Raw genomic sequence first — 22,531 nt, forward strand, 5'->3', positions numbered from 1 at the left:
AGTGCTGGAGTATGCGCCGCGGCCAGCTGGCTGCTGGCCCCGGCACCGTGGCCGACTTCTTAGAAGTGGCGGCCGACGTGAGCCTCGTCGCGCATGCGCTTGACCATGTGCGGGTAGTGCAGCTCGAACGCTGGGCGCTCGGAGCGGATCCGCGGCATGGAGGTGAAGTTGTGGCGCGGCGGCGGGCAAGAGGTTGCCCACTCGAGGGAGTTGCCGTAGCCCCATGGGTCATCGACGGTGACGACCTCGCCGTAACGGTAGGACTTGAAGACGTTCCACAGGAACGGCAGCACGGAGACGGCCAGGATCAGGGCACCGATGGTGGAGACCTGGTTGTAGCCGGTGAAGCCGTCGGTCGGCAGGTAGTCCGCGTAACGACGCGGCATACCGGAGTTACCAGCCCAGTGCTGAATCAGGAACGTGGTGTGGAAGCCGATCATGGTCAGCCAGAAGTGCAGCTTGCCCAGACGCTCGTCCAGCATGCGGCCCGTCATCTTCGGGAACCAGAAGTACAGGCCAGCGAAGGATGCGAAGGCAACCGTGCCGAACAGGGTGTAGTGGAAGTGCGCAACCACGAAGTAGGTATCAGACAGGTGGAAGTCCATTGCCGGGCCAGCCAGCATGATGCCGGTCAGACCACCGAAGAGGAAGGTGGCGAAGAAGCCCAGTGCGAACATCATCGGGGTTTCGAAGGTCAGGCGACCGCCCCACATGGTGCCGAGCCAGTTGAAGAACTTCATACCGGTCGGGACTGCAATCAGGAACGTCATGAAGGCGAAGAACGGAAGCAGAACCGCGCCGGTGACGAACATGTGGTGTGCCCACACAGCCATGGACAGAGCAGCGATGGACAGGGTTGCGAAGACCAGGCCCACGTAGCCGAACATCGGCTTGCGGGAGAAGACCGGGAAGATCTCGGAGACGATGCCGAAGAACGGCAGAGCCAGGACGTAGACCTCAGGGTGGCCGAAGAACCAGAACAGGTGCTGCCACATGATGGCGCCACCGTTGCCCGGATCGTAGATGTGGCCGCCCAGCTTGCGGTCGTAGAGAACACCCAGTGCGGCAGCAGCCAGCAGCGGGAAGATCAGCAGGACCAGCAGGGAGGTAACGAAGATGTTCCAGGTGAAGATCGGCATGCGGAACATGGTCATACCCGGAGCGCGCAGCACCAGGATGGTCGTGATCATGTTCACACCGGAAAGAATGGTACCGACACCACCAACGCCGACACCCACGATCCACAGGTCAGAACCCAGGCCCGGGGAGTGAATAGCGTCTGCCAGTGGCTGGTACATGGTCCAGCCGAAGTCAGCCGCGCCGCCCGGGGTGAGGAAGCCGGTCAGCATCAGGACACCACCGGCGGTGGTGAGCCAGAAGCCGAAGGCGTTCAGACGCGGGAAGGCCACGTCCGGTGCACCAATCTGGAGCGGAACGATGTAGTTAGCGAAGCCGAACACCATCGGGGAGCCATACAGCAGCAGCATGATGGTGCCGTGCATGGTGAACAGCTGGTTGAACTGCTCCGGGGACAGGAACTGCATGCCCGGATTGAACAGCTCGAGACGGATAAGCAGGGCCATGAGGCCACCAACCAGGAAGAAGGTGAAGGCCATCATGAGGTACATGATGCCCAGCAGCTTGTGGTCGGTGGTCGTCAGCGCATGCCAGGCAAAGCTGCCTCGGCGCCCATGGCCAGACGGTTGTGGGCGTTCGGGAGCAACTTGCTGTGGTTCCCGTGGCGCGACCGCGGTCATTGATTCCTCCTGACTACGCAGTGTCGAGGGGTTTTCCCTGACACTCCAAAGAATTTTGGCCTTCTCAGAACCCTCCCCTGAGTGCGAGAGCATTAGCTTCCTTGCAGCCCAGAAAGGGTCCCTACACGAAGGGTTGGTGCTATGTTATCCCCTTTTCCCGAATATAAGAAGCCGGGTGGCGGGAAACCTCCAGTTCTTTCACAGTTTTGGGGGTAGTTCCAAGGTTTCTCCACGCTTGAAAACACCAAACGGCCGTTTCGCTGCACCTAGCGAGCCGGCCGTTCGTGTTATGGGCTGGAGCGCGGAGCTAGAAGTCCCAGTCGTCGTCGGTGGTGCTCTCCGCCTTGCCGATGACATAGGAGGACCCAGAGCCACTGAAGAAGTCGTGATTCTCGTCGCCACCCGGGTTCAGCGCAGCGAGGATGGCAGCGGAAACGCGGGTCTCCTCTACCGGGAACAGCCCGTCATAGCCAAGGTTGTTCATCGCCTTGTTGGCGTTGTAGCGCAGGAAGCGCTTCACATCTTCGGTCCAGCCGATCTCGTCGTAGATGGACTCGGTGTACTCGACCTCATTGTCGTAGAGGTCCAGCAGCTGCTCGACGACGAAGCCCTTCAGCTCCTCCTGGCGCTCCGGGCTCTCGTTCTCGAGAGCTCGCTGGTACTTGTAGCCGATGTAGTAACCGTGGACGGACTCATCGCGGATGATGAGGCGGATGATGTCCGCGGTATTCGTCAGCTTGCCCATGGAGGACCAGCGCATCGGCAGGTAAAACCCGGAGTAGAAAAGGAAGGACTCCAGCAGCACGGAGGCAATCTTGCGCTTCAGCGGGTCGTCGCCCTTGTAGTACTGAAGGATGATCTCACCCTTGCGCTGGAGGTTTTCGTTCTCCTCGGACCAGCGGAATGCGTCGTTGATTTCACGAGTGCTCGCCAGGGTCATGAAGATCTGGGAGTAGGACTTCGCGTGCACGGACTCCATGAAGGCGATATTGGTGAGCACCGCCTCCTCGTGCATGGTGGTCGCTTCCGGGATCAGGGAGACCGCGCCGACCGTGCCCTGGATGGTGTCGAGCATCGTCAACCCGGTGAACACGCGCATCGTCGCGTTCTTCTCCGCATCGTTGAGCGTGGCCCAGCTCTGGATGTCGTTCGAGACGGGTACCTTTTCTGGCAGCCAGAAGTTGGCCGTCAGCCGATCCCATACCTCGAGGTCACGGTCGTCCGGAACCTCATTCCAGTTAACGGAACCGATGATATTCCCCGCCTTGTGCTGCGCAGGGGACTGAGATGGCCTAGCAGGCATAAACGCGCATTCTCCTCATCTGAACTCGGCAGAGTTCCCAACTTTCCAACCGCTGACCTGCGCGTATAGTGCGCGGTGAGCGAAATGAATACATACCTACTCTACCCGTCAGGGCTCTTCACCGCACGGCGTGGTGGCGGGTACCACTGGTTCGCAATCCAGCATTGCGTGCCAGTCCCAGCGCCCGTTCCACCACCATCGTCGCTTCCCCCTAGTCACACGCCCCACCGTCCAGTAATATTGGCGCTATGAGTATCAACCAAAAGCTTGAAGAAGCCCTCAACAATCAGGTCATCGCCGAGCACCAGGCTGCACTGGTCTACACCCAGCTGGCGTACGAACTGGACCGCCTCTCTCTGACCGGCATGAGCGCGTGGATGTTCGCGCAGGCCGACGAGGAGCGGGAGCACGCCCAGCGCTTCGCCGATCACCTCATCGACCGCGATTCCCGCGTCAATCTGAAGACTATCGAGCTCCCGGAGATCAAGATCGAGAGCGCCCTGGAGGCTTTCGAGCTCTCCCTGGCCCACGAGAAGAAGGTCTCCGCGATGATCCGCGACCTCGTTCGGGTCGCCGAGGAGGTCAAGGACATCGATTCCCGACCGCTGCTGGATTCCTTCCTGAGCGAGCAGGTCGAGGAGGAGGCCACCGTTGGCGAGATCATCGACCGCCTGAAGATGGTCGGCGCCGACGGCAGCGGCCTGCTGCGGCTCGACGCCCAGCTCGGCGGCCGCGAGTAAAACACGCCTCGCCCCTCCCCTCGCCACGGTTGCGTGGCATCAGCAGGGCGCTGACCTAACAGCCCCAAGCCAAAGGGTGGTGTCGGATCATTCCGACACCACCCTTCAACTATTCAGCGCGAGCGCTCCTTAGAGCATGCAGGACACGCAGCCCTCGACCTCGGTACCGCTCAGCGCAGTCTGGCGCAGGCGGACGTAGTAGATCGTCTTGATCCCCTTGCGCCAAGCGTAGATCTGGGCACGGTTGATGTCGCGGGTCGTGGCGGTGTCCTTGAAGAACAGCGTCAGCGACAGGCCCTGGTCCACGTACTTGGTCGCCACCGCGTAGGTGTCGATGATCTTCTCGTAGCCGACCTCGTAGGCGTCCTCGAAGTACTCCAGGTTCTCGTTATTCATGTGCGGCGCTGCGTAGTAGACGCGGCCGATCTTGCCCTCCTTGCGGATCTCGATCTTCGAGGCGATCGGGTGGATCGAGGAGGTGGAGTTGTTGATGTACGAGATCGAGCCGGTCGGCGGAACCGCCTGCAGGTTGCGGTTGTAGATGCCGTGCTTCGCCACGGAGGCCTTGAGCTCCGCCCAGTCCTCGGCGGTCGGCACCTCGATGCTGGATGCGGCAAAGATCTCCTTGACCTTCTCCGTCTTCGGGGCAAACTCAGCCGGGTCGTAACGGTCGAAGAAGGCACCGGATGCGTACTCGGAGTTCTCGAAGTCGTGGAATGCCGTGCCGCGCTCGATCGCGATCTTGTTGGAGGCCTTCAGGCACTCGTACATCACGGCAGCAAAGTAGGCGTTGGTGAAGTCCAGTGCCTCCTCAGAGCCGTAGTGGATGTGCTCGCGACCCAGGTAGCCGTGCAGGTTCATCTGCCCCAGCCCGATGGCGTGCGAGTGATCGTTGCCCTGGCGGATGGACGGCACGGAGTCGATGTCCGTCTGATCCGAGACAGCGGTGAGCGCCCGGATTGCGGTCTCGATGGTCTTCGAGAAGTCCGCGGAGTCCATCGCCATGGCAATGTTCATGGAGCCCAGGTTGCAGGAGATGTCATCGCCGATGGTCTCGTAGGTGAGGTCCTCGTTGAAGACGGACGGCGTGGAGACCTGCAGGATCTCGGAGCACAGGTTCGAGTGGGTAATGCGGCCGGCAATCGGGTTGGCACGGTTCACGGTGTCCTCGTACATGATGTACGGGTAGCCGGACTCGAACTGGATCTCCGCGAGGGTCTGGAAGAAGTCACGGGCGTTGATCTTCTTCTTGCGGATGCGTGGGTCCTCAACCATCTCGTCGTAGTGCTCGGTGACGGAGATGTCGGCGAAGGGCTTGCCGTAGACGCGCTCGACGTCGTACGGGGAGAACAGGTACATGTCCGCGTTCTTGCGGGCCAGTTCGAAGGTGACGTCCGGGATCACCACGCCGAGGGAGAGCGTCTTAATGCGGATCTTCTCGTCCGCGTTCTCGCGCTTGGTGTCCAGGAAATTCAGGATGTCCGGGTGGTGGGCGTTGAGGTACACCGCGCCGGCCCCCTGGCGGGCACCCAGCTGGTTGGCGTAGGAGAAGGCGTCCTCCAGCAGCTTCATGACCGGGATGATGCCGGAAGACTGGTTCTCGATGTGCTTAATCGGCGCGCCTGCTTCACGGATGTTGCTCAGCAGCAGTGCCACGCCACCGCCGCGCTTGGAGAGCTGCAGGGCGGAGTTGATGGAGCGGCCGATGGACTCCATGTTGTCCTCGATGCGCAGGAGGAAGCAGCTCACCGGCTCACCACGCTGTGCCTTACCGATGTTGAGGAAGGTTGGGGTCGCCGGCTGGAAACGGCCGTCGATAATCTCGTCCACCAGGGACTTCGCCATCTCCTCGTCGCCATCCGCGAGGCCGAGGGCCACCATGCAGACGCGGTCCTCGAAGCGTTCGAGGTAGCGCTTACCGTCGAAGGTCTTCAGGGTGTAGGAGGTGTAGTACTTGTACGCCCCGAGGAAGGACTGGAAGCGGAACTTCTTGGCGTAAGCCTGCTTGAACAGCGCCTTGATGAAGGGGAAATCGTACTTGTCGAGGATTTCCTTGTCGTAGTACTTGTTCTCAACCAGGTACTCGAGCTTTTCCGCCAGGTTGTGGAAGAAAACGGTGTTCTGGTTTACGTGCTGCAGGAAGAACTGGTTCGCGGCCTGGTGGTCCGCGTCGAACTGAATCTGCCCGTTTTCGTCGTACAGGTTCAGCATTGCGTTGAGCGCGTGGTAGTCCAGCTTCTCGGACTCCTTGACTGGCTCTGCGACAGTCTTGCCAAAGTTCTCGGCCATCATTTCCCTCTCTTGATGTTCTTCTTTTTTTAGGACGCCAGTGGCTGGCGGTAGTGCGTTGTTTTTAGTTTTAATGTTGCGTTCGGGCCGTTATTCCCAGGTGCCTTCGGCGATCATGGCCTGCTTGAATTCTGCGAGGCCCTCCTTGAGCCGTTCCACGTCGTGCTCCGTGCCCATCATTTCGAAGCGATAGAGATAGGGCACCTGGCACTTGGCTGAGATGACGTCCCCGGCGAGGCAGAAATCTGGACCAAAATTGATATTGCCAGCGGCGATGACCCCTCGCAGATAATCCCGGTTTTGCTTCTCGTTGAGGAAGTGGATGACCTGTTTGGGGACGGGTCGGGAGTTCTCCCCCACCATACCCACCCCACCGCCGTAGGTGGGCACGATGAGTATGTGGGGTTCATCGACCACCAACGGTTCCTCGTAGCGGTAGATCGGGATGCGTTTATTCGGCAGCCCGAGCTTTTGCACGAAGCGGTGCGTGTTGTTGGTCGTTGATGAGAAGTACGTGATGAGCATGTGAACTCTAAGATCCTTCTTTCTGAATGCCTTGAGCCGCATCCCCGTGATGCTCGGCCTCGATGTTTTCGAGGGCGGCTGCTGGCGTCCACGTCAGGAAACGTGGCACGACCAGGAGCATCACGATGGTCCCGATGATGACTAAGCCACCGCCTGCTGCGGTGACGGTGCCGGCCGGGTAGTGGGAGCCCGCCCAGCCGTGGAGGCCGTCCGCGATGCGGGGGCCGCCGACGACGACCACGAAGAACACGCTCTGCACTCGGCCGCGTACCTCATCGGTCGCGGCTTCCTGCAGCATCGTGGAGCGCAGCACCGCGGAGAACATGTCCGCAGCACCACCCGCCGCGAAGGCCAGCAGGGCCACCGCCGCCCACAATCCCACTGTGCCATTCGCTGCAGACACGGCCAGGCCCATGACGAGGATCGCCACGCCCCAGAGCCCAACGAAGCAGGTCACGCCCAGTCCGCGGCGTTCGATTTTCGTCACCACGCCGGAGAACAGTCCACCGAGGACTGCGCCCACGGGCAGGGCCGCGAACAGCAGCGCGTACATGATCCCGCCACTGGCCTGTTCCCCGAAGTCTTCGGCGGACATCTGCGGGATAAGTGCCCGCGGTGAGCCGAAAACCATCGCGATGAGGTCGATGGCGAAAGTCATGAGGATGATCGGCTGTGTGAGCAGGAACCGGAAGCCGTCGATCACGGAGGCGATCCCCGCCTTCGCGGGCTGTCCGTCATCGGTAGTCCGCGGCGGCAACGCGGGCAGTCGGTGCACGGCGTAGAGCGTGGCGAACAGCGCCATAAAATCCAGGAAGTACAACCAGCTGAACCCGAGGATCGGAATCAACATGCCGCCCAGCACCGGACCGACGATCGCTCCGGTCTGCTGGACTGTCATGTTAAGGCTGGTCGCCGCGGCGATCTGTTGCCTGCCCACGAGGGTGGCAATGATGGCAACCCTGGTGGGCTGGTTGACGGCAAAGAAGCCCTGCTGCACCGCGAATAGGGCAAGCAAGGGCCACACGGAGGCGCCACCGGTCGCCGCGAAGACCCAGAATCCTGCCGCCGAAAGAATCATGCCGGTGGTGGTGATGTGGAGCAGGGTTCGGCGGTCCATGCTGTCTGCGAGGGAACCGCCGTAGAGTCCGAAGACCACCAGCGGGACGAAGCCGCAGAGGCTGGCGAGTCCGACGTAGGCGGAACTGCCGGTCAGCGCGTAGATGTGGGCAGGAACAGCGATGATGTTGAGCTGTGCGCCGATAACGGTGACGATGTTTGCCTGCCATAGGCGGCGAAATTCGGGAACCTTCAAGGGCGTGGTGTCTACGAGCAGTTGACGCACGACGACCGTGACCTTTCTTGGTTTCCAGTGGCTTCCCCGCGTGGGTGCAGTGCTGACGCAGGGGCGCAGTGGACCCTTCCCACCTGGGCTGTTGCATTGGGCCCGCTCCCGCGTGAGGCGAAATCAGGCATAAGTAAAGACAGCGCAAAGTTTCTAACGCTGGCGGTTGAGGTGCCGCTCCTAGCGTGGGAGGCGGCGCGGGCATCCAGCCCGCAGAATTGTGGCCTGGCACGGCACTTCAGGCCGGGCGCGGGGCTACGTGGCTCGAGCGAGCTGCAGCACGGTGTCCGTCAAGGACGCCTCAGGGCCGCTGCGACACTCGGCGACTTAGGCAGCCGCGGTGCTCAGCGCCTTGATGCGGTCTGGGCGGAAGCCGGACCAGTGGTCCTCACCGGAGACGACGACCGGAGCCTGGAGGTGGCCGAGTGCCAGGACGTACTCGCGGGCCTCATCGTCGAGGCTGATATCGACCATCTCGTATTCCAGCCCAGCCTTGTCGAGAGCCCTCTGGGTTGCGGTGCACTGGACGCAAGCTGGCTTGGTGTAAACGGTGATCATATCCGCGCAAATCTCCTGTATCGCGCCGCCCCTGTGGGCGGAGTCTGTGGCGTGTTGACTGCCTTGAGATTACACACCTGTCACCACTCGCACAACCCGTATTGCCACAATATTTTGGGCCACATAGGTGCGCAAGACACTAGATATTGTGGTTGTCGGTGTTAAAAGCGCAGGTGGTGATTTGAGCTCGCCACTACATGTTGAGCCCCGGAATACAAGATTGTAATTCCACACTCAGTATCCCCCTCTACCCCCCCCGATGCACCGCCAACCGATCCCACACAAGGCAACGCAAAAAGCCGGCCACATCCCACATGGAATGCAACCGGCTTCGCGCCGCGCTCGCGGTGGAAACTATCCCCTAAGGATTAGCCCTGACGAGCCTTGAAACGCGGGTCCTTCTTGTTGATGACGTAGACCTTGCCGTGACGACGCACAACCTGAGCGCCCGGCTTGTTCTTCAGCGACCGAAGGGACTTACGGACCTTCATCGGGCGCTCCTTTCTTTATAGACTTCTCAAAAGCTCGACACTTTCGCATCACTGCGAGCGCTGCGTGAAGCAGCACGTTCACACGTTCTTCACGCGCGGCAACGTGCCAAGCTGAAACACAACGACTGATTGTAGCGCCTGAACAGCCAGAAGCAAAAACGATTGACTAGCATGGACGCCCATGAACACCACCGCGCTGCAACGCCACATCATCGCCGAGCTCCACGCCAAGCCACATATCGACCCCGAGGCCGAGGTTACCGCACGTGTGAACTTCCTCGTGGATTATGCGCTCAGCACCGGAGCCAAGGGCTTCACTCTGGGCATTTCCGGCGGGCAAGACTCCACCCTCGCCGGCCGGCTGTGCCAGCTCGCCGTCGAGGAACTCCGCCGCCGTGGCGCTTCAGCCGAGTTCTACGCGGTACGTCTGCCTTACGGCACCCAAGCCGATGAGGAGGACGCCCAGATCGCCCTGCGCTTCATCCAGCCGTCACAGTCCGTCACCATCAATATTCAGGACGCCACCCTGGCCATCGCGAGCGCCGTCTCGGAAAGCCTCACGGGCGAGCCGGTGAGCGACTTCAACAAGGGCAATATCAAGGCCCGTCAGCGCATGATTGCCCAGTACACCCTGGCCAGCGAGACAGGCACCCTGGTGGTTGGCTCCGATCACGCCGCCGAAGCGATTACGGGTTTCTACACCAAGTTCGGCGATGGCGCCGCCGACCTAATGCCGCTGGTGGGGCTCAACAAGCGCCAGGGCGCTGAACTCCTGCGCCACCTGGGCGCGCCGGCGTCGACATGGGAAAAGATACCCACCGCGGACCTGGAGGAAGATCGCCCCATGCTCTCCGACGAGGAGGCGCTGGGAGTGACCTACGCGCACATCGATGACTACCTGGAGGGCAAGGACGTCCCTGCAGAGGCGGCGGAGCGCATCGAGCACCTGTGGCGGGTCAGCCGCCACAAGCGCACCACTCCCCCAGGGCCGGCGGACACCTGGTGGCGCGACTAGCCGCGGGGCACGGCACAGCCGCCGGACTCGCAGGCGCCCAGCCCCATGACCCTGCCGATGCGGGCCCGGTTGTGTGAGAACAGCCGGTAGCCCAGCGCGTAGATCGGCGAGAGCGCACAGATCAGCAGCATCCGACCCGCCAGGCGCACACCAAAGTTCCGCCCGTGGCGCCACAATGCCTCGCCGATAGCGCGGTGGCCCAGGGCCAGCGCGCCGTCGTCGCCCAGGTACACCGCGTGCTCGGCGATGTTGGCTCGCACGTCGGCGGGCTGGGACGGGTCATCGGCGGAACCCGCCACGCAGCTCAGCCCCGGGGAGAGCCGAGTGAGAGTCTGGGCGAGGCGCTCGCAGACGGCGCAATGGGCGTCGTAAAAGAAAAAGGCCATGGTGCCTAGAGCCTAGGCAAGAGCAGCTAGAAGAAGAAGTGGCTGCCGATGATGACCACGAAGCCCAGGTACCAGGCGATGAGCACGATCACCGGCTGAGCCACCCCGTGGCCGGTCGCCTTGCCGCGGTTGTGCGCCCGGCCGCGGGTGAAGCGGACGAGGGTCATCAGGAACAGCGGCAGGGTGACGGTCCAGACGGCCATGCAGTAGATACACAGGGCGCCGATCTCGAAGATGGCTTCGTAGGCGAGCCAGTGCACGAAGCCCACGGCGAAGATCAGGCCCAGCAGCTCGCCTGCCCACATCCACTCGGGGAAGCGCACGCCCGCGGCCAGGGAGACGCCGAAGAAGGTCACCAGGGCGAAGCCAACTAGACCGATATAGGGGTTGGCGAAGCCGAAGGCGGAGGCCTGCGGAGAGGCCATGACGTCCGTGCACGACACGATCGCGTTGACCGTGCAGGCGGGGATGTAGCCCGGGTTGGACAGCAGCGTGACCTTGTCCTGCATGATCAGCCCCGAGAAGAACAGCCCCACTGCCCCCAGGACGGCCATGAGGATACCGAAGGCTGGGCCCGCCCCGATGGTTCGAGATTCAGCGGTTACGGAGTCGACACCAGCCTCAGCAGGTTCGACCGACGATTGCTTCGCCTCGGCGGAGGCAGTTGACATGGGGTCACCTTAAAGTCGAAAACGGGTACCCAGCAGTATGGCTCACCAGGTCACTCTGTGTGATTATATCGCGTCCCCGCCCCCTGACGAGGCCGCCGACCCCAACATTCCGCGGCTAGAAACGACAGCTCTCATGACCTGACATGATATTCACATAGCCACAGTTATTGGCATGTTTTTATACGTGATTGACCGAGCCACGCATTGCCCAAGAATTCGTGATTGCATAGTCTCTGCAACATGTCTGAATTCTTATACCGGGTAGGTAAAACGTCCTACCGCAAAGCGTGGCCGTTCCTGGTCGCCTGGATCGTCATCCTCGGCGCACTCGGCTTCGGCGCCGCCACATATGCGAAAGACCCAAGCCCCACATTCTCCATGCCGGACATGGACTCCACCGTCACCCAACAGGAGATGAACGAGCGCTTCGGCTCCGACGAAGATGCAATGAGTGTGCCCTCAGGCTCCGTCGTCATCCAAGCGCCGGAGGGCAAGAAGCTCACCGACCCCGCCGTCATGGCAGAGGTCGACGAGATGCTGAGTGAGCTCAAGGACACTGGCGAACTGGCCGACCAAGAGGCCATCGTCAACCCTGCTCTCGCCGCCAAGGGCATGGAACAGCAGATGACGAAGGCGAAGGCAGCACAGGGCATGCCGAAGGGGCAGATCAAATCCGATCTTGAAGCGCTCTCCCCGCTGAGCTCCGACGAAACCACCGGCACCGTCAGCATCACCTTCGACTACGACTCCGTCCTTGAGGTTCCCTCGGACGCGCGCGGTGCAGTCACCGACGTCCTTAATAAATACGACGACACTGACCTCACCGTGAAGTACAACGGCAATGTGTTCTCCGGGGCAAACGAAATGGATGGCACCGCCGAACTCATCGGTATCGCTGTTGCGGCGATTGTCCTACTGGTGACCTTCGGCTCACTCGTCGCGGCGGGGTTGCCGATCATCGCCGCACTGGTCGGCGTGGGTGTCGGAATTCTCGGCATCCAGCTGGCCACGCTGGTCACCGACTCGATTTCGGACATGACCCCAATGCTGGCCTCCATGATCGGCCTGGCAGTGGGCATCGACTACTCGCTCTTCATCGTTGCCCGGTTCCGCAACGAGCTGATTTCCTCCTCGGGGCTCAACGATCTCTCGCCGAAGGAACTGGCGGAACAGCTACGCACGATGAGCATGAACAAGCGTGCTCATGCCATGGGCATGGCACTCGGAACCGCGGGAGGTTCGGTTGTTTTCGCCGGCGCCACCGTGTTGATCGCACTGGCCGCTTTGTCAATCATCGGCATCCCTTTCCTGACAGCCATGGCCTTCGCCGCGGCAGCCACAGTGCTGGTCGCCGTGCTGGTCGCGCTGACCTTCCTGCCCGCGCTCCTTGGCCTGCTGGGCACGCGCGCTTTCGCTATCCGCATTCCCGGCCCCAAGGTCCCCGACCCGGAGGACGAAAAGCCCACGATGGGGCTCAAGTGGGCACGCCAGATCCGGAAGCGCCCATGGGTAACCCTGGTGGCCGGAGTGGTCCTGCTTGGTATTTTGGCGATCCCCGCCACGGGTCTGCGCTTGGCGATGCCAACTGACGGCACGGCAAAGCTGGGCTCCCCCCAGCGCGATGCCTACGAGATGACTGCAGAGAAGTTTGGGGATGGCCGCAACGCCCCCATGATCGCGTTCGTGGATACCGCCAACGTCGATGCGAAGGACCGTCCCGCCGCTTACCAGGAGCTGCTGCAGGACTTCTCCAGCACTCAAGGCGTCGTGAACGCCCAGATCATCGACACGACAGAGAACCAGGACGCCGCCCAGGTGCTCATCACCCCGGAGACCGGCGCGACCGATGAGGCGACCACCGAGACTCTCGAGCGCCTCCGCGAATTCAAGGGCTCCTTCGAGGAAGAAACTGGCGGAACCTTCGGCATCACCGGCATCACCCCGATCTTCGATGACATTTCTGAAAAGCTCGCGGACGTGCTCGTGCCCTATATCGCCATTGTTCTGGGCCTGGCATTCATCGTTCTGACCCTGGTATTCCGTTCACTCTGGGTGCCATTTATCGCGGCAATCGGCTTCGGCCTGTCCATGGCCGCCACCTTCGGTGTGACGGTGGCGATCTTCCAAGAGGGCATGTTCGGCCTGATCGACGACCCGCAGCCGTTGCTGTCCTTCCTGCCGATCATGCTGATCGGCCTGACTTTCGGCCTGGCCATGGACTACCAGGTCTTCCTTGTCACCCGCATGCGTGAAGGTTATGTCTCGCGCGGCAAGGAGGCCGGCAACGCCGTGGCCAATGGATATAAGCATGGTGCGCGTGTGGTGACCGCCGCTGCACTGATCATGATTTCTGTGTTCGCGGCGTTCATGCTGATCGATGAGCCCTTCATTAAGGCCATGGGCTTCGCACTTGCAACAGGCGTTCTGCTGGACGCCTTCGTGGTTCGCATGACGCTCATCCCGGCAACCATGTACCTGCTGGGTGACCGCGCGTGGTCGATCCCAGGATGGCTCGACAAGATCCTGCCGAACCTGGACATCGAGGGCGAAAAGCTCCATCAGTCGCACTCCCAGCCGCCAGCGGAGACTACGGTATAAACCATGAATGATCGCGAGGTGAAGAAGGCCGCGACCCAGCGGGCGATCTCCGAGGCGACGGTTCAGCTGATGCTGGAAAACCCGGATAGACTCCCGACGGTCGCGCAGATTTCGGGTCGAGCTGAAGTCTCGGTCCGCACCTTCCACAATTACTTCGCGGATATCGACGAGGCGATTTTCGAGTTCGTCCACCGGGCCTTCGGCAAGATTAGTGAGGAAGTTAATGCGCTTCCTGAAGAGTGGACAGCGGATCAGGCGATGGAAGCGATCGTCTCTGCGGCGTTGAATGACGACGGCGTGGATCTCTACTCCGCGTCCACGCTGGTATTGCTGGGCAACCACGCTAGCTCTCGTTCGCGCCGCCCACCCAGCGAGGAAACCTACACGGAGCTCTCCTCCGCCATGGTTAAGGCTCTGAAGAGCAGGATGCCTAGGGCAACGCATTTTGATGCGCAGGTCCTGATTGGTGCCTACTCCATCGCGAGTGCGACCGCTATCAGAGAGTACCTGGATCGACCGGAGCCTCGCGACCCCGAGGAAGGGCGCGAGCTCATCCGCCGGGCTTTCCAGGTGCTTCGCGACTACCAGTAGCACCTCGTGGTCCTGGGGGGAAAGATGGAGCCGCCGCATGGCCGCGCTGGTGGCTAGGCCCCACCGAAACACGAAAAAACCTCCGGTCGATGAGACCGGAGGTTTTCTCTCTGTGGAGCTAACGGGATTCGAACCCGTGACCCCCACACTGCCAGTGTGGTGCGCTACCAACTGCGCCATAGCCCCTTGGTGCGGATCTAAAGATACCCCACCAGAACACCGACCACCAAATCGGGGGCCGTGGAAGCCACAAAAACAGCCCCCACTCTGCAGTTATTTACTTCTTGACCACGTCCGGAACCCAGGACTTGGGCTTATCGTCCTCACCGGTCTTGATGTCGAACTGCTGGCCATCAATCAGGACGACCGGCGAGGATACCTTGCCAACCTTCTTCTTCAGGGCCTTAGCGTTAGCCTCGCCAACCTCGACGCCCTTGTCCTCCAGCTCGCCGTTCTTGATCTTCTCGATCAGGGACTCGTCCAGGTCATATGCCGAAGCGGCCTCCGCCAGATCCTCGTAATCCCAGGTCCGTGCGACAGTTTGCTGCTCGAGCATGATGTGGTTATGGAAGTTCCAGAACGCCTTGACATTCCCGGTCTCCGCGATGGCGTATGCCACCGCAGCGCCACGGGTCGACGGACCACGACGGCCGTCGTCCAGGAAGTTCAGGAAGTTAAAACGAACCTTGAGCTTGCCATCAGAGACGGCCTCCTTCACGTCCTGATGATCTGCCTCCAGCAGGTGGGAGCAGTACGGGCAGGAGAAGTCCTCGTAGATGTCGGCGACGGGGGCGTCCTTGTCGATATTCTTAGAAGCCAGTTCGACGACGTTATCCTTCGCGGTGATGGTGAAGTTGACGTCCTCCTGAGGCATGTTCGCCGCGATGTCTTCCTTCGACCCACCGCGGGTGACGACGATGCCGATAACGACAGCCGCGATCACCAGAACCGCGACGATCGTCCACATGAAACCGCTGCCACCCTTTTGATCGGGGGCCTTGATCTTCTGGCTCACTAAAACTTCCTTTCGGACCTTCACATGCGCGCCATTCGCCGGGTGCGGGGGCGCCCAAATGGACGGCCGGTTCCCGGCCTATCGTCGCTAACCCTAGTGATTCATAAGTCACAAAATCCACTTGGGAGACCCCAAAACCCCAGGTTGACAGGAAGCTGTTACCCACGCCCATAAGCTGCCAGAGTTCCCACAGCTTCACTTCGCCGTGGCTGCGTGCATGTTGGCGTACATGTTATTGACAGGAATTTTTGACCTTCTGGCAAGTGACGTAGCTCACCGACGTATGTTTAGACCATGGAAGAACAAACTTTTGCCTCACAGTTGAATGATGTGTTGGGCACAATCTCGGGCTTCGTGTGGGGGCCCTGGCTGCTCATCCCCCTCCTCTTCGGTACCGGTCTGGTCCTCACGATCCGCATGCGCGGCGTCCAGTTCCGCAAGCTCGGCGTCGCTCTCCGTCACGGGCTCCTGGACCGCGACGACGAAGGCGGCGAGGGCGATATCTCCCAGTACCAGGCCCTGACCACAGCGCTGGCCGCGACCGTGGGCGTGGGCAATATCGTCGGTGTTGCTACCGCTTTGTCCATCGGTGGCCCCGGCGCGCTGTTCTGGATGTGGGTCACCGGCCTGGTCGGCATGGCGTCCAAGTATGCCGAGGCCTTCCTGGGCGTTCGCTTCCGCACCACGGATAAGAAGGGCAACATCTCCGGTGGCCCGCAGCGCTACCTGGAGCACGGCATCAAGGGCGGGCTCGGTAAGTTCCTCGCCTGGTTCTTCGCGATCGCCACGGTCATCGCTTCCTTCGGCATCGGTAACCTCACCCAGGCCAACGCTGTGGCTGAGGGCCTGAAGGATACTTTCGACATTGACCCTCGCCTGACCGCGGTCTTCCTCTTCGTCGGTGTCGGCGCGGTGCTGATGGGCGGCATCAAGTCCATCGGTACGGTGACTTCCGGCTTTGTGCCGATGATGATTGTGATCTACCTGGGCGGCGGCATCATCGTGCTCATCAAGCATGCCGCTGAGATTCCGGCCGCGTTCGGCATGATCTTTAGCGACGCCTTCACCGGCACCTCTGCGGTGGGCGGGTTCATCGGTTCGTCCATCATCATCGTGATGCAGATGGGTTTCGCGCGAGGCATCTTCTCCAACGAGTCCGGCATGGGTTCCGCCGCTGTCGCAGCTGCGGCAGCGAAGACCTCCCACCCGGTGCGCCAGGGCCTGGTCTCCATGACCCAGACCTTCATCGACACCATCATCGTGGTGACCATGACCGGCCTCGTCATCGTGACGACGGGCGTGTGGGAGCTCGGCTCCGACCAAGCGGGCGTGATGACCGCTCGTGCCTACTCCGCCGGCCTGGGCTCCGACTGGGGTGGCATGATCGTCTCCGTCTCGGTGGTCTTCTTCGCCTTCTCCACCCTGCTGGGCTGGTCCTATTACGGTGAGCGTAATGCGCAGCGCGTCTTCGGCGACTGGGCATCCCCCATCTACCGCATGCTCTTCACGTGCGTCGTGGTGGTTGGCGCGACGACGGAGCTGGAGCTGGCCTGGACCTTCGCCGACCTCGCGAATGGTCTGATGGCGCTGCCTAACCTGATCGGCCTGCTGATCCTCTCTGGTCTCATCGCCCGGGAGACGAAGGCCTACCTGGACTTCGACCCCACCCTGCGGGCTACGCCGGAGCAGGTGGAGCAGTTCCTCATCGATTCCGGTAACCCGTGGCGCACGGACCCGAACAGGGCCATCGATGTTCCGCACGAGGCGCAAGACGCCAAGTAGGGCCTAGCCACTGCCCCCGGCTGGCCACGTGGAACCGTGGCCAGCAATGAGTAAAGGTCGGTCCCCACCATCCTGGTGGGGACCGACCTTTAGCGCTACCGGGCGCTTCTCCCCAAACTCACCCGCGTCTCCGAGAAGAGCTGCTTGGGGGTGAGGGGGGGGCACCGACTACTGCTTAGCGTCGAAAGTGACCTTCACAGAAGCGGTGTTCTGCTCGTTATCGTCTTCGTGGACCTCGGTGCTGACGACGTAGCGGTCGCCGGTCTTGACGACCTTGGCGTCGCGCTCCTGCTGGTCGGAGGTCTCCCACTCCTTGCCGTCGACCTTGAGGCTGAGGCCGTCGAGGGTCGGGTTGTCCCCCTCGAGGATCTCGACCTCGAGCTCGGTAGCACCGTCGCCAGCCTCGTACTTCAGCTCCTGCTGACCATCATCCGTGGTGCGCTTGACCTTCACAGGAGCGAACTCGCCGTCAACAGGCTTCCCGTCCAGCAGGATCTCCGGCTGGCTCAGGTCCGAGTTCTCGTCGGCAGCGTCCGTCGTGGAGGTGGACTCGTCCGCCTTCGCGGAATCCACCGCGTCGCCAGCCTTCTCGGTCGCGGAGCTGGCGGCGTCGCCCGCCTGCTCGGTGGCGTTGTTGACCGTCTCTTCGCCAGAGTCACCGCACGCAGCCACGCCCAGCAGTAGAGCCGGGGCAGCGACGGCAGCGGTCAGCGACTTCAGAACATTGCTCTTAGCGGTGTTAGTCATAAATCCACGCTAACAGACTTTTGCCTTTGCCCTCCGAAACCATATCGGGCTCGACAGTGAATCAGGGCGACTTTCCCCTCAGCAATAACGTGGAGCTAGATCAGCAAAGACCCAAAAAGGAATCCGAAAGCCACCGCAAGAACAATATTCACCACACCCGGAATCATGAACGGGTGGTTGAAGACCGCCTTACCCACCCGCGTCGAGCCGGTGTCATCCATCTCGACCGCCGCGAGCAGCGTCGGGTAGGTCGGCAGCACGAAAAGCGCGGACACGGCCGGGAAAGCAGCGATAGCAGCAACCGGGCCAACTCCAAGCGCCAGCGCCGTGGGCATCAGCGCCTTTGCCGTCGCAGCCTGTGAGTACAGCAGGGCCGCCGCGAAGAAGAGAACCACGGCCAGCAGCCACGGCTTGGTGCTGAGGGTCGCCCCGGCAGCATCCGTGATCTCGTCGAGATGAGCGTTCACGAAAGTCGTCCCCAACCAGGCCACACCGAGGACACACACGCAGGCGGACATCCCGGAGCGGAAAGTTGCCATCTCCAGAATCCGCCCCGGCTCGACTCGGCAGAACACGGTGATAGCCATCGCCGCGGCAAGCATGATCGACATGATCGCTTCGGTGCGCGGCAGGGTCGGGTCGACAATAACCTGCAGGTTATCCGAGATCAGCGCCGCGTAGCTGACCACTGCGACGATGGCGAGTAGGAAGATCAACACCGAAGCCTTAGCGCCCGGCTTCTCGGTGTACTGCACCTTTCCCCGGAATTTCACCAACCCCTTTTCCTTACGCTCCAGGTAGACGGGATCCTCCGAAAGCGGAGTGCCAAGCCAGTTGGCAACAAAGCTGGTGATAATGACCGCGAGGAACGTCGAAGGAATCGCGATCCCAAGCAACGTCAGGTACCCCACCCCCATCGGCTCCAGGATGGAGGCCAGGAACACTACGGCCGCGGAAATCGGGCTGGCGGTGATAGCCATCTGCGAGGCCACGACCGCGATCGACAACGGCCGCGATGGGCGAATCTCGTTTTCCTTGGCGACCTCCGTGACCACCGGCAAAGCGGCGAAGGCGGTGTGCCCGGTGCCCGCGAAAAGCGTCAGGAAATAGGTGACCATCGGGGCGAAAAGCGTAATTCGCTTCGGCTGTTTACGCAGCAGCTTATCGGTCTGCGCGACGAGCCAGTCCATGCCGCCGGCAGCCTGCATCGCGGCGATGGCAGCGATGACGGACATGATGATGCCGATGACGTCGAAGGGAATATCCTCCCCCGTTACCGGCGCGCCAGCGATCGCCAAGGCGATTACACCGAGGCCACCGGCAGCACCGATCGCGATGGAACCGTACCGCGCGCCGAGCACAATGGCCGCGAGGACGATCAGTAGGTGAACCCAAATCATGGTGGCGTTTCTTTCAGCTCAACGAGGGTTCGGCTTCCACTCGCCCACTAACCGCAGTACCTATGCGGAGCAAAAGGAAGTTCATAGAACGCTATGAATCGCACAACAATGAGATGAAATGCGCCCTCGGGAACCCGAGAATAACACGGAAAATAAAGTCCACTAAGCCTCAAAAAAACAAGACAACCATAATGTGCAACCCGTCACTATATCGATTTTAAGGGAATCTCAATAAGGTTATACGACTCGATAAAACGAGCTATTTTTGCAGCTCAGGCCATGCGGGCAGCCCTACCTTCTTCTAGCTCATCGCAGCTTATCCAAAAAGGAGTTAATCCCAAAAGTGATCTCAATAACAGGCGTGACAAGTCACCATCTAACCGCAAACACGGAGACTTCACGCTTGCTTTAATTTCAGGCAGCTTCTTTTAGGAATACCCCCAGGAACTTCCTTACAGCACCCCAGAGTCCTGAACGGCAATTCCCCCATTCCTCCCCGCTCGGTGACCCCTTTGGCGCGCCAGCCCGTACCACCGCACTCCGGTCGTAATGTCCATCGGTCTAGCCAGTCAGACCTGAGTCGGTAGCCGGGCTGCTAGCCTGGGGTCATTCATAAAGAGAAGGCGAGAGACAAGCTCGACGACCCTTCAGCAACCTACCGACGTGCAAGGTGCTCCAGCTTGAACGATGAGTCTTCTTTTTATGTTGTTTCCAGCCGATCAACATCAAGGAGAAGACATGCGCGGCGAGATTTTTTACGACAGCGGCGAGCTCAAATATTTCGGTGGTACGACCACCGATCCGCAGACGGGGCACGTCTACCGCAAGGGTTACGGCATCGAATACTACGAGGACGGCACGCCGAAGAAGGTTGGGACGTTCCAGCGCAGGGGGCTGGTCTACGGCTGCGAGTTTTACCCCAATGGCCGGCTCAAATCGGTCGCGACATACAACGACCCGGACGATGGGCAGTACTATGGCCCCTCCTACCCCGTAACCGGAACCTTCTTCGACGAAGAGGGTCAGGTTCTCCACTCCGGGCCATTCACCATCTCCAAGTCTGGAATCGGCTGGCCGCGCGTGGTCAAGCCCGAAGGCTATGGCTCCCTGGATTGAAGGCGGGCCGCCCCCGCAGCGCCGAAATATGAGGCAGGCCCCATCAGAGTATTCACCAATATAACCGCGCAGGAACGGCAAAACCCCTGGTCACTGTGACCAGGGGTAAAGCCAATCGTGGAGCCGGCGGGAATTGAACCCGCGTCCTTCGCGACTTCGCCAGGGCTTCTCCGTGCGCAGTTCGCTGTCATCTCTGCTCGGCTCTCCGGGTCACGCGAACCAGCCCGGATGATGAGCCCAGTCACTCTCAAGTGTCCCATGCAGCTCGAGTGACCTAGCTGCACAGCAAGCCTCTTTAAACGATGCCGGGTGCTAAGCCAGAGGCTAGCTTAGGCCGACAGACACGCGGTCGCTGAATTAGGCAGCGAGGGCGTAGTCGCGCTGAGTGTTCTCGGCGCTTAGAAATCGCAGCGACGCTTACGGTGGTCATCTGCCTTCACCGGCACGCTTCCCCTAGCTCAATGCACGAAGTCGAAACCATGTCGGCCCCATACAAGCCTGCTGCGGAAGTTGCGTCTCAGCAGGATGGTTCAGATTACTGCATTTTTCGCTTTTCGTAAAGCGCGTTCAATGCCGTTGCCATCTTTTGCCGCTGCCAGTGCAGCTTTTCCTTCTGCGACCGTCGAGCGTTGCGCACCGCGATGATTCCTACGACGGCTCCCATCACGATGGGCACCCAGAACTTCGGGTGGTCCAGCAGCCAGACGAGCCAGTCTGGCAACTCGGGAAGGCTCGGCAGGCTGGGAAAGTTAATCTCGGGCCATGGGATGGTGGGCCAGTTGATGTCCGGCCACGGAATCTTTGGCCAGCGGATCTCCGGCCAGTCAATATCTGGCAACAGCCCCAGCAGGAACTCAATGACGGCGATGATGGGCGTGAGAATCAGCCCGATCAGCCACACCAAGAACTTGGTCACAACCGGGGCCAGGAGAACGGCCAGGATCGCCCAACCACTCTTACCGAGCCCGCCAAGCAGCGGATAGAGCCAGCGCCGGACAGGCGAAGCCTCCATCTTCGCGGCACGCTTTGCAGCTGGAGTGCCCGCCGGCGGGTCGAAAAAAATAAAAGAATCCTTGGTTTTCACCCCGACCTGGAGGAGGTGCCGGTCGAAAACCGCGGTGTCCAACTTCAGCATCGCGGGAGCCGCGGATACCCCTGGGTCCAGAACATCGGAGAACTCGCCGTCGGCCATCTGTTTGGGGGCTCTCCCCGCCGGCGCCAGCCGGACCTTTCGTTGGCTCAGGCTGCGTTCCCGATAGACGGGCACACCGTGCTGGAGCACGACCACGGGAGGCGCCTCGTATTCGAGAAATGACTGCCACTTCTCGGCGATCTTTCCCCGTACCCCACCATCAGGGCTTCCTTTCTCCCCTTCCGCGAGGGAAGCAGGTCGCTGCGGAGCAGGCCGCGGTGCGGGCAGCTCCCCCACCTCAATCTTTGCCCCACCGTCTGGTGCTTCCAGATCGAAAAATCCCTCGGAGCTGGCCACCGCGTCAGATTGGGCGTCGTCCTTCGTAGGCAGCGAGAACCCCGGGTCAACGCGCCGGAGCTCGGCCGGCTGGCCAACACAGATCTCAATCAACCCCAGGCTCGGGTGAGTAAGCCGCCAATGTTCCACGGCTGTTCTCCTTTTCGTCCCGACGCCAGCGGCGCCTAGCCCTTCATCCCCTTGATCTTGCGCCCCAGCTCGCGGACCACTTCGCGCTCCTCGGTGCGGCGCTTGATGTCCTGGCGCTTGTCGTAGTCCTGCTTACCGCGGGCCAGGGCCAGCTCGCACTTGAGCTTGCCGTCGACGAAGTACAGCTGCAGCGGAACCAGCGTGTGGTTGCCGTCGCGGACCTTGCCCATCAGCGAGTCGATCTCGCGGCGGTGCAGCAGCAGCTTACGCACGCGACGCGGGGTGTGGTTCCAGTAGTTGCCGCGGGAGTACTCCGGGATGTGAAGCCCCCGCAGCCAGACCTCGCCGGCATCGATGGTGGCATAAGCGTCCACGAGGCTGGCCTTGCCCTCCCGCAGGGCCTTGACCTCCGTGCCGACGAGCACCACGCCGCACTCGTAGGTGTCGAGGATGTGATAGTCGTGGCGCGCCTTGCGGTTGGTGGCAATGACAGCCGGGCCCCCGCCACGTGGTGCGGAGGCCTTCTTCCCCTTCGATCTCCCGGAATCCACCGGGGTGCTCTTCTTAGCCATGATTGCTCACACGTT

The 22,531-nt window shown here is 61.2% G+C and carries 20 protein-coding genes, 1 tRNA gene, 1 other RNA gene and 1 riboswitch; of the genes, 6 read left to right on the plus strand and 16 right to left on the minus strand.

What is annotated here, in order from left to right; genetic code table 11:
• Nucleotides 1-59: 59 nt before the first annotated feature.
• Both ctaD and nrdF read right to left on the minus strand, forming a co-directional pair.
• A complete protein-coding gene (ctaD, locus tag QP413_RS07240) occupies nt 60-1,757 on the minus strand; it encodes a cytochrome c oxidase subunit I (protein WP_070759164.1) in 1,698 nt (565 codons plus the stop codon).
• Between the two features lie 307 nt (nt 1,758-2,064).
• Complete coding sequence (gene nrdF, locus QP413_RS07245; RefSeq protein ID WP_070759163.1) at nt 2,065-3,060, minus strand: class 1b ribonucleoside-diphosphate reductase subunit beta; 996 nt, start codon at nt 3,058-3,060, stop codon at nt 2,065-2,067.
• Between the two features lie 248 nt (nt 3,061-3,308).
• Between nrdF and QP413_RS07250 the strand changes: the two genes are divergently transcribed.
• Nucleotides 3,309-3,800 carry a ferritin gene (locus QP413_RS07250; protein WP_041628508.1) on the plus strand — a complete coding sequence of 164 codons (492 nt, stop codon included), beginning with the start codon at nt 3,309-3,311 and terminating at the stop codon, nt 3,798-3,800.
• Between the two features lie 129 nt (nt 3,801-3,929).
• Here the strand turns inward: QP413_RS07250 and nrdE are convergent, their stop codons facing one another.
• From nrdE to ykgO, 5 genes are all read right to left on the minus strand, one after another.
• The gene (gene nrdE / locus QP413_RS07255; protein WP_148792547.1) at nt 3,930-6,089 is read right to left on the minus strand and encodes a class 1b ribonucleoside-diphosphate reductase subunit alpha; all 2,160 of its coding nucleotides are present in this window, start codon (nt 6,087-6,089) and stop codon (nt 3,930-3,932) included.
• 90 nt (nt 6,090-6,179) lie between these two features.
• Nucleotides 6,180-6,614 carry a class Ib ribonucleoside-diphosphate reductase assembly flavoprotein NrdI gene (gene nrdI / locus QP413_RS07260; protein WP_284781301.1) on the minus strand — a complete coding sequence of 145 codons (435 nt, stop codon included), beginning with the start codon at nt 6,612-6,614 and terminating at the stop codon, nt 6,180-6,182.
• Nucleotides 6,615-6,621: 7 nt separating this feature from the next.
• Nucleotides 6,622-7,956, minus strand: a complete 1,335-nt coding sequence (locus tag QP413_RS07265) for an MFS transporter (protein WP_148792548.1) — start codon at nt 7,954-7,956, stop codon at nt 6,622-6,624.
• 327 nt (nt 7,957-8,283) lie between these two features.
• Nucleotides 8,284-8,514, minus strand: coding sequence for a glutaredoxin-like protein NrdH (gene nrdH / locus QP413_RS07270; protein ID WP_070759159.1), 231 nt, complete (start codon nt 8,512-8,514; stop codon nt 8,284-8,286).
• A gap of 368 nt (nt 8,515-8,882) precedes the next feature.
• Nucleotides 8,883-9,005 carry a type B 50S ribosomal protein L36 gene (ykgO, locus tag QP413_RS07275; RefSeq protein ID WP_005288826.1) on the minus strand — a complete coding sequence of 41 codons (123 nt, stop codon included), beginning with the start codon at nt 9,003-9,005 and terminating at the stop codon, nt 8,883-8,885.
• Nucleotides 9,006-9,186: 181 nt separating this feature from the next.
• Between ykgO and nadE the strand changes: the two genes are divergently transcribed.
• On the plus strand, nt 9,187-10,020 hold the full coding sequence (gene nadE / locus QP413_RS07280) for an ammonia-dependent NAD(+) synthetase (protein WP_284781302.1): 834 nt from the start codon (nt 9,187-9,189) through the stop codon (nt 10,018-10,020).
• On the opposite strand, the gene QP413_RS07285 is transcribed toward nadE, so the two are convergent.
• Together QP413_RS07285 and QP413_RS07290 are read right to left on the minus strand one after the other, a co-directional pair.
• A complete protein-coding gene (locus QP413_RS07285) occupies nt 10,017-10,406 on the minus strand; it encodes a DCC1-like thiol-disulfide oxidoreductase family protein (RefSeq protein ID WP_070760656.1) in 390 nt (129 codons plus the stop codon). The two genes, nadE and QP413_RS07285, sit on opposite strands and share 4 nt — an antisense overlap.
• A 26-nt stretch (nt 10,407-10,432) precedes the next feature.
• Nucleotides 10,433-11,077 carry a vitamin K epoxide reductase family protein gene (locus tag QP413_RS07290; RefSeq protein WP_284781303.1) on the minus strand — a complete coding sequence of 215 codons (645 nt, stop codon included), beginning with the start codon at nt 11,075-11,077 and terminating at the stop codon, nt 10,433-10,435.
• Nucleotides 11,078-11,317: 240 nt separating this feature from the next.
• Here QP413_RS07290 and QP413_RS07295 point away from each other — a divergent pair, with 240 nt between their 5' ends.
• Both QP413_RS07295 and QP413_RS07300 read left to right on the plus strand, forming a co-directional pair.
• Nucleotides 11,318-13,675, plus strand: coding sequence for an MMPL family transporter (locus tag QP413_RS07295; protein WP_284781304.1), 2,358 nt, complete (start codon nt 11,318-11,320; stop codon nt 13,673-13,675).
• Between the two features lie 3 nt (nt 13,676-13,678).
• Entirely contained in the window at nt 13,679-14,266 is a 588-nt protein-coding gene (locus QP413_RS07300) for a TetR/AcrR family transcriptional regulator (RefSeq protein WP_284781305.1), read from the plus strand.
• 113 nt (nt 14,267-14,379) lie between these two features.
• Here QP413_RS07300 and QP413_RS07305 read toward each other — a convergent pair.
• A tRNA-Ala gene (locus QP413_RS07305) sits at nt 14,380-14,452 on the minus strand.
• Between the two features lie 91 nt (nt 14,453-14,543).
• Complete coding sequence (locus QP413_RS07310) at nt 14,544-15,281, minus strand: thioredoxin domain-containing protein (protein ID WP_284781306.1); 738 nt, start codon at nt 15,279-15,281, stop codon at nt 14,544-14,546.
• Nucleotides 15,282-15,575: 294 nt separating this feature from the next.
• Here QP413_RS07310 and QP413_RS07315 point away from each other — a divergent pair, with 294 nt between their 5' ends.
• Nucleotides 15,576-17,063: a sodium:alanine symporter family protein gene (locus QP413_RS07315; RefSeq protein WP_148812723.1), complete on the plus strand. Its 1,488-nt coding sequence runs from the start codon at nt 15,576-15,578 to the stop codon at nt 17,061-17,063.
• A 168-nt stretch (nt 17,064-17,231) separates the two neighbouring features.
• Here the strand turns inward: QP413_RS07315 and QP413_RS07320 are convergent, their stop codons facing one another.
• A complete protein-coding gene (locus QP413_RS07320; RefSeq protein WP_284781307.1) occupies nt 17,232-17,810 on the minus strand; it encodes a lipoprotein LpqH in 579 nt (192 codons plus the stop codon).
• Between the two features lie 95 nt (nt 17,811-17,905).
• On the minus strand, nt 17,906-19,210 hold the full coding sequence (locus tag QP413_RS07325; RefSeq protein WP_070760644.1) for an anaerobic C4-dicarboxylate transporter: 1,305 nt from the start codon (nt 19,208-19,210) through the stop codon (nt 17,906-17,908).
• Nucleotides 19,211-19,817: 607 nt separating this feature from the next.
• Nucleotides 19,818-19,904: riboswitch (SAM riboswitch) on the plus strand.
• A gap of 44 nt (nt 19,905-19,948) precedes the next feature.
• On the opposite strand from QP413_RS07325, the gene QP413_RS07330 reads away from it, so the two are divergent.
• Nucleotides 19,949-20,326 (plus strand): hypothetical protein, encoded by a 378-nt coding sequence (locus QP413_RS07330; RefSeq protein WP_148812729.1) that lies wholly within the window; start codon nt 19,949-19,951, stop codon nt 20,324-20,326.
• A gap of 115 nt (nt 20,327-20,441) precedes the next feature.
• On the opposite strand, the gene ssrA is transcribed toward QP413_RS07330, so the two are convergent.
• The 3 genes from ssrA to smpB form a co-directional block, all read right to left on the minus strand.
• Nucleotides 20,442-20,816, minus strand: a transfer-messenger RNA (tmRNA) gene (gene ssrA, locus QP413_RS07335).
• A gap of 45 nt (nt 20,817-20,861) precedes the next feature.
• Nucleotides 20,862-21,815 (minus strand): hypothetical protein, encoded by a 954-nt coding sequence (locus QP413_RS07340; protein ID WP_284781308.1) that lies wholly within the window; start codon nt 21,813-21,815, stop codon nt 20,862-20,864.
• 164 nt (nt 21,816-21,979) lie between these two features.
• Nucleotides 21,980-22,516: an SsrA-binding protein SmpB gene (gene smpB, locus QP413_RS07345; protein ID WP_284781309.1), complete on the minus strand. Its 537-nt coding sequence runs from the start codon at nt 22,514-22,516 to the stop codon at nt 21,980-21,982.
• Nucleotides 22,517-22,531: the final 15 nt, after the last annotated feature.

This window comes from Corynebacterium sp. UMB4614 (assembly GCF_030217065.1).
Lineage (GTDB): Bacteria > Actinomycetota > Actinomycetes > Mycobacteriales > Mycobacteriaceae > Corynebacterium.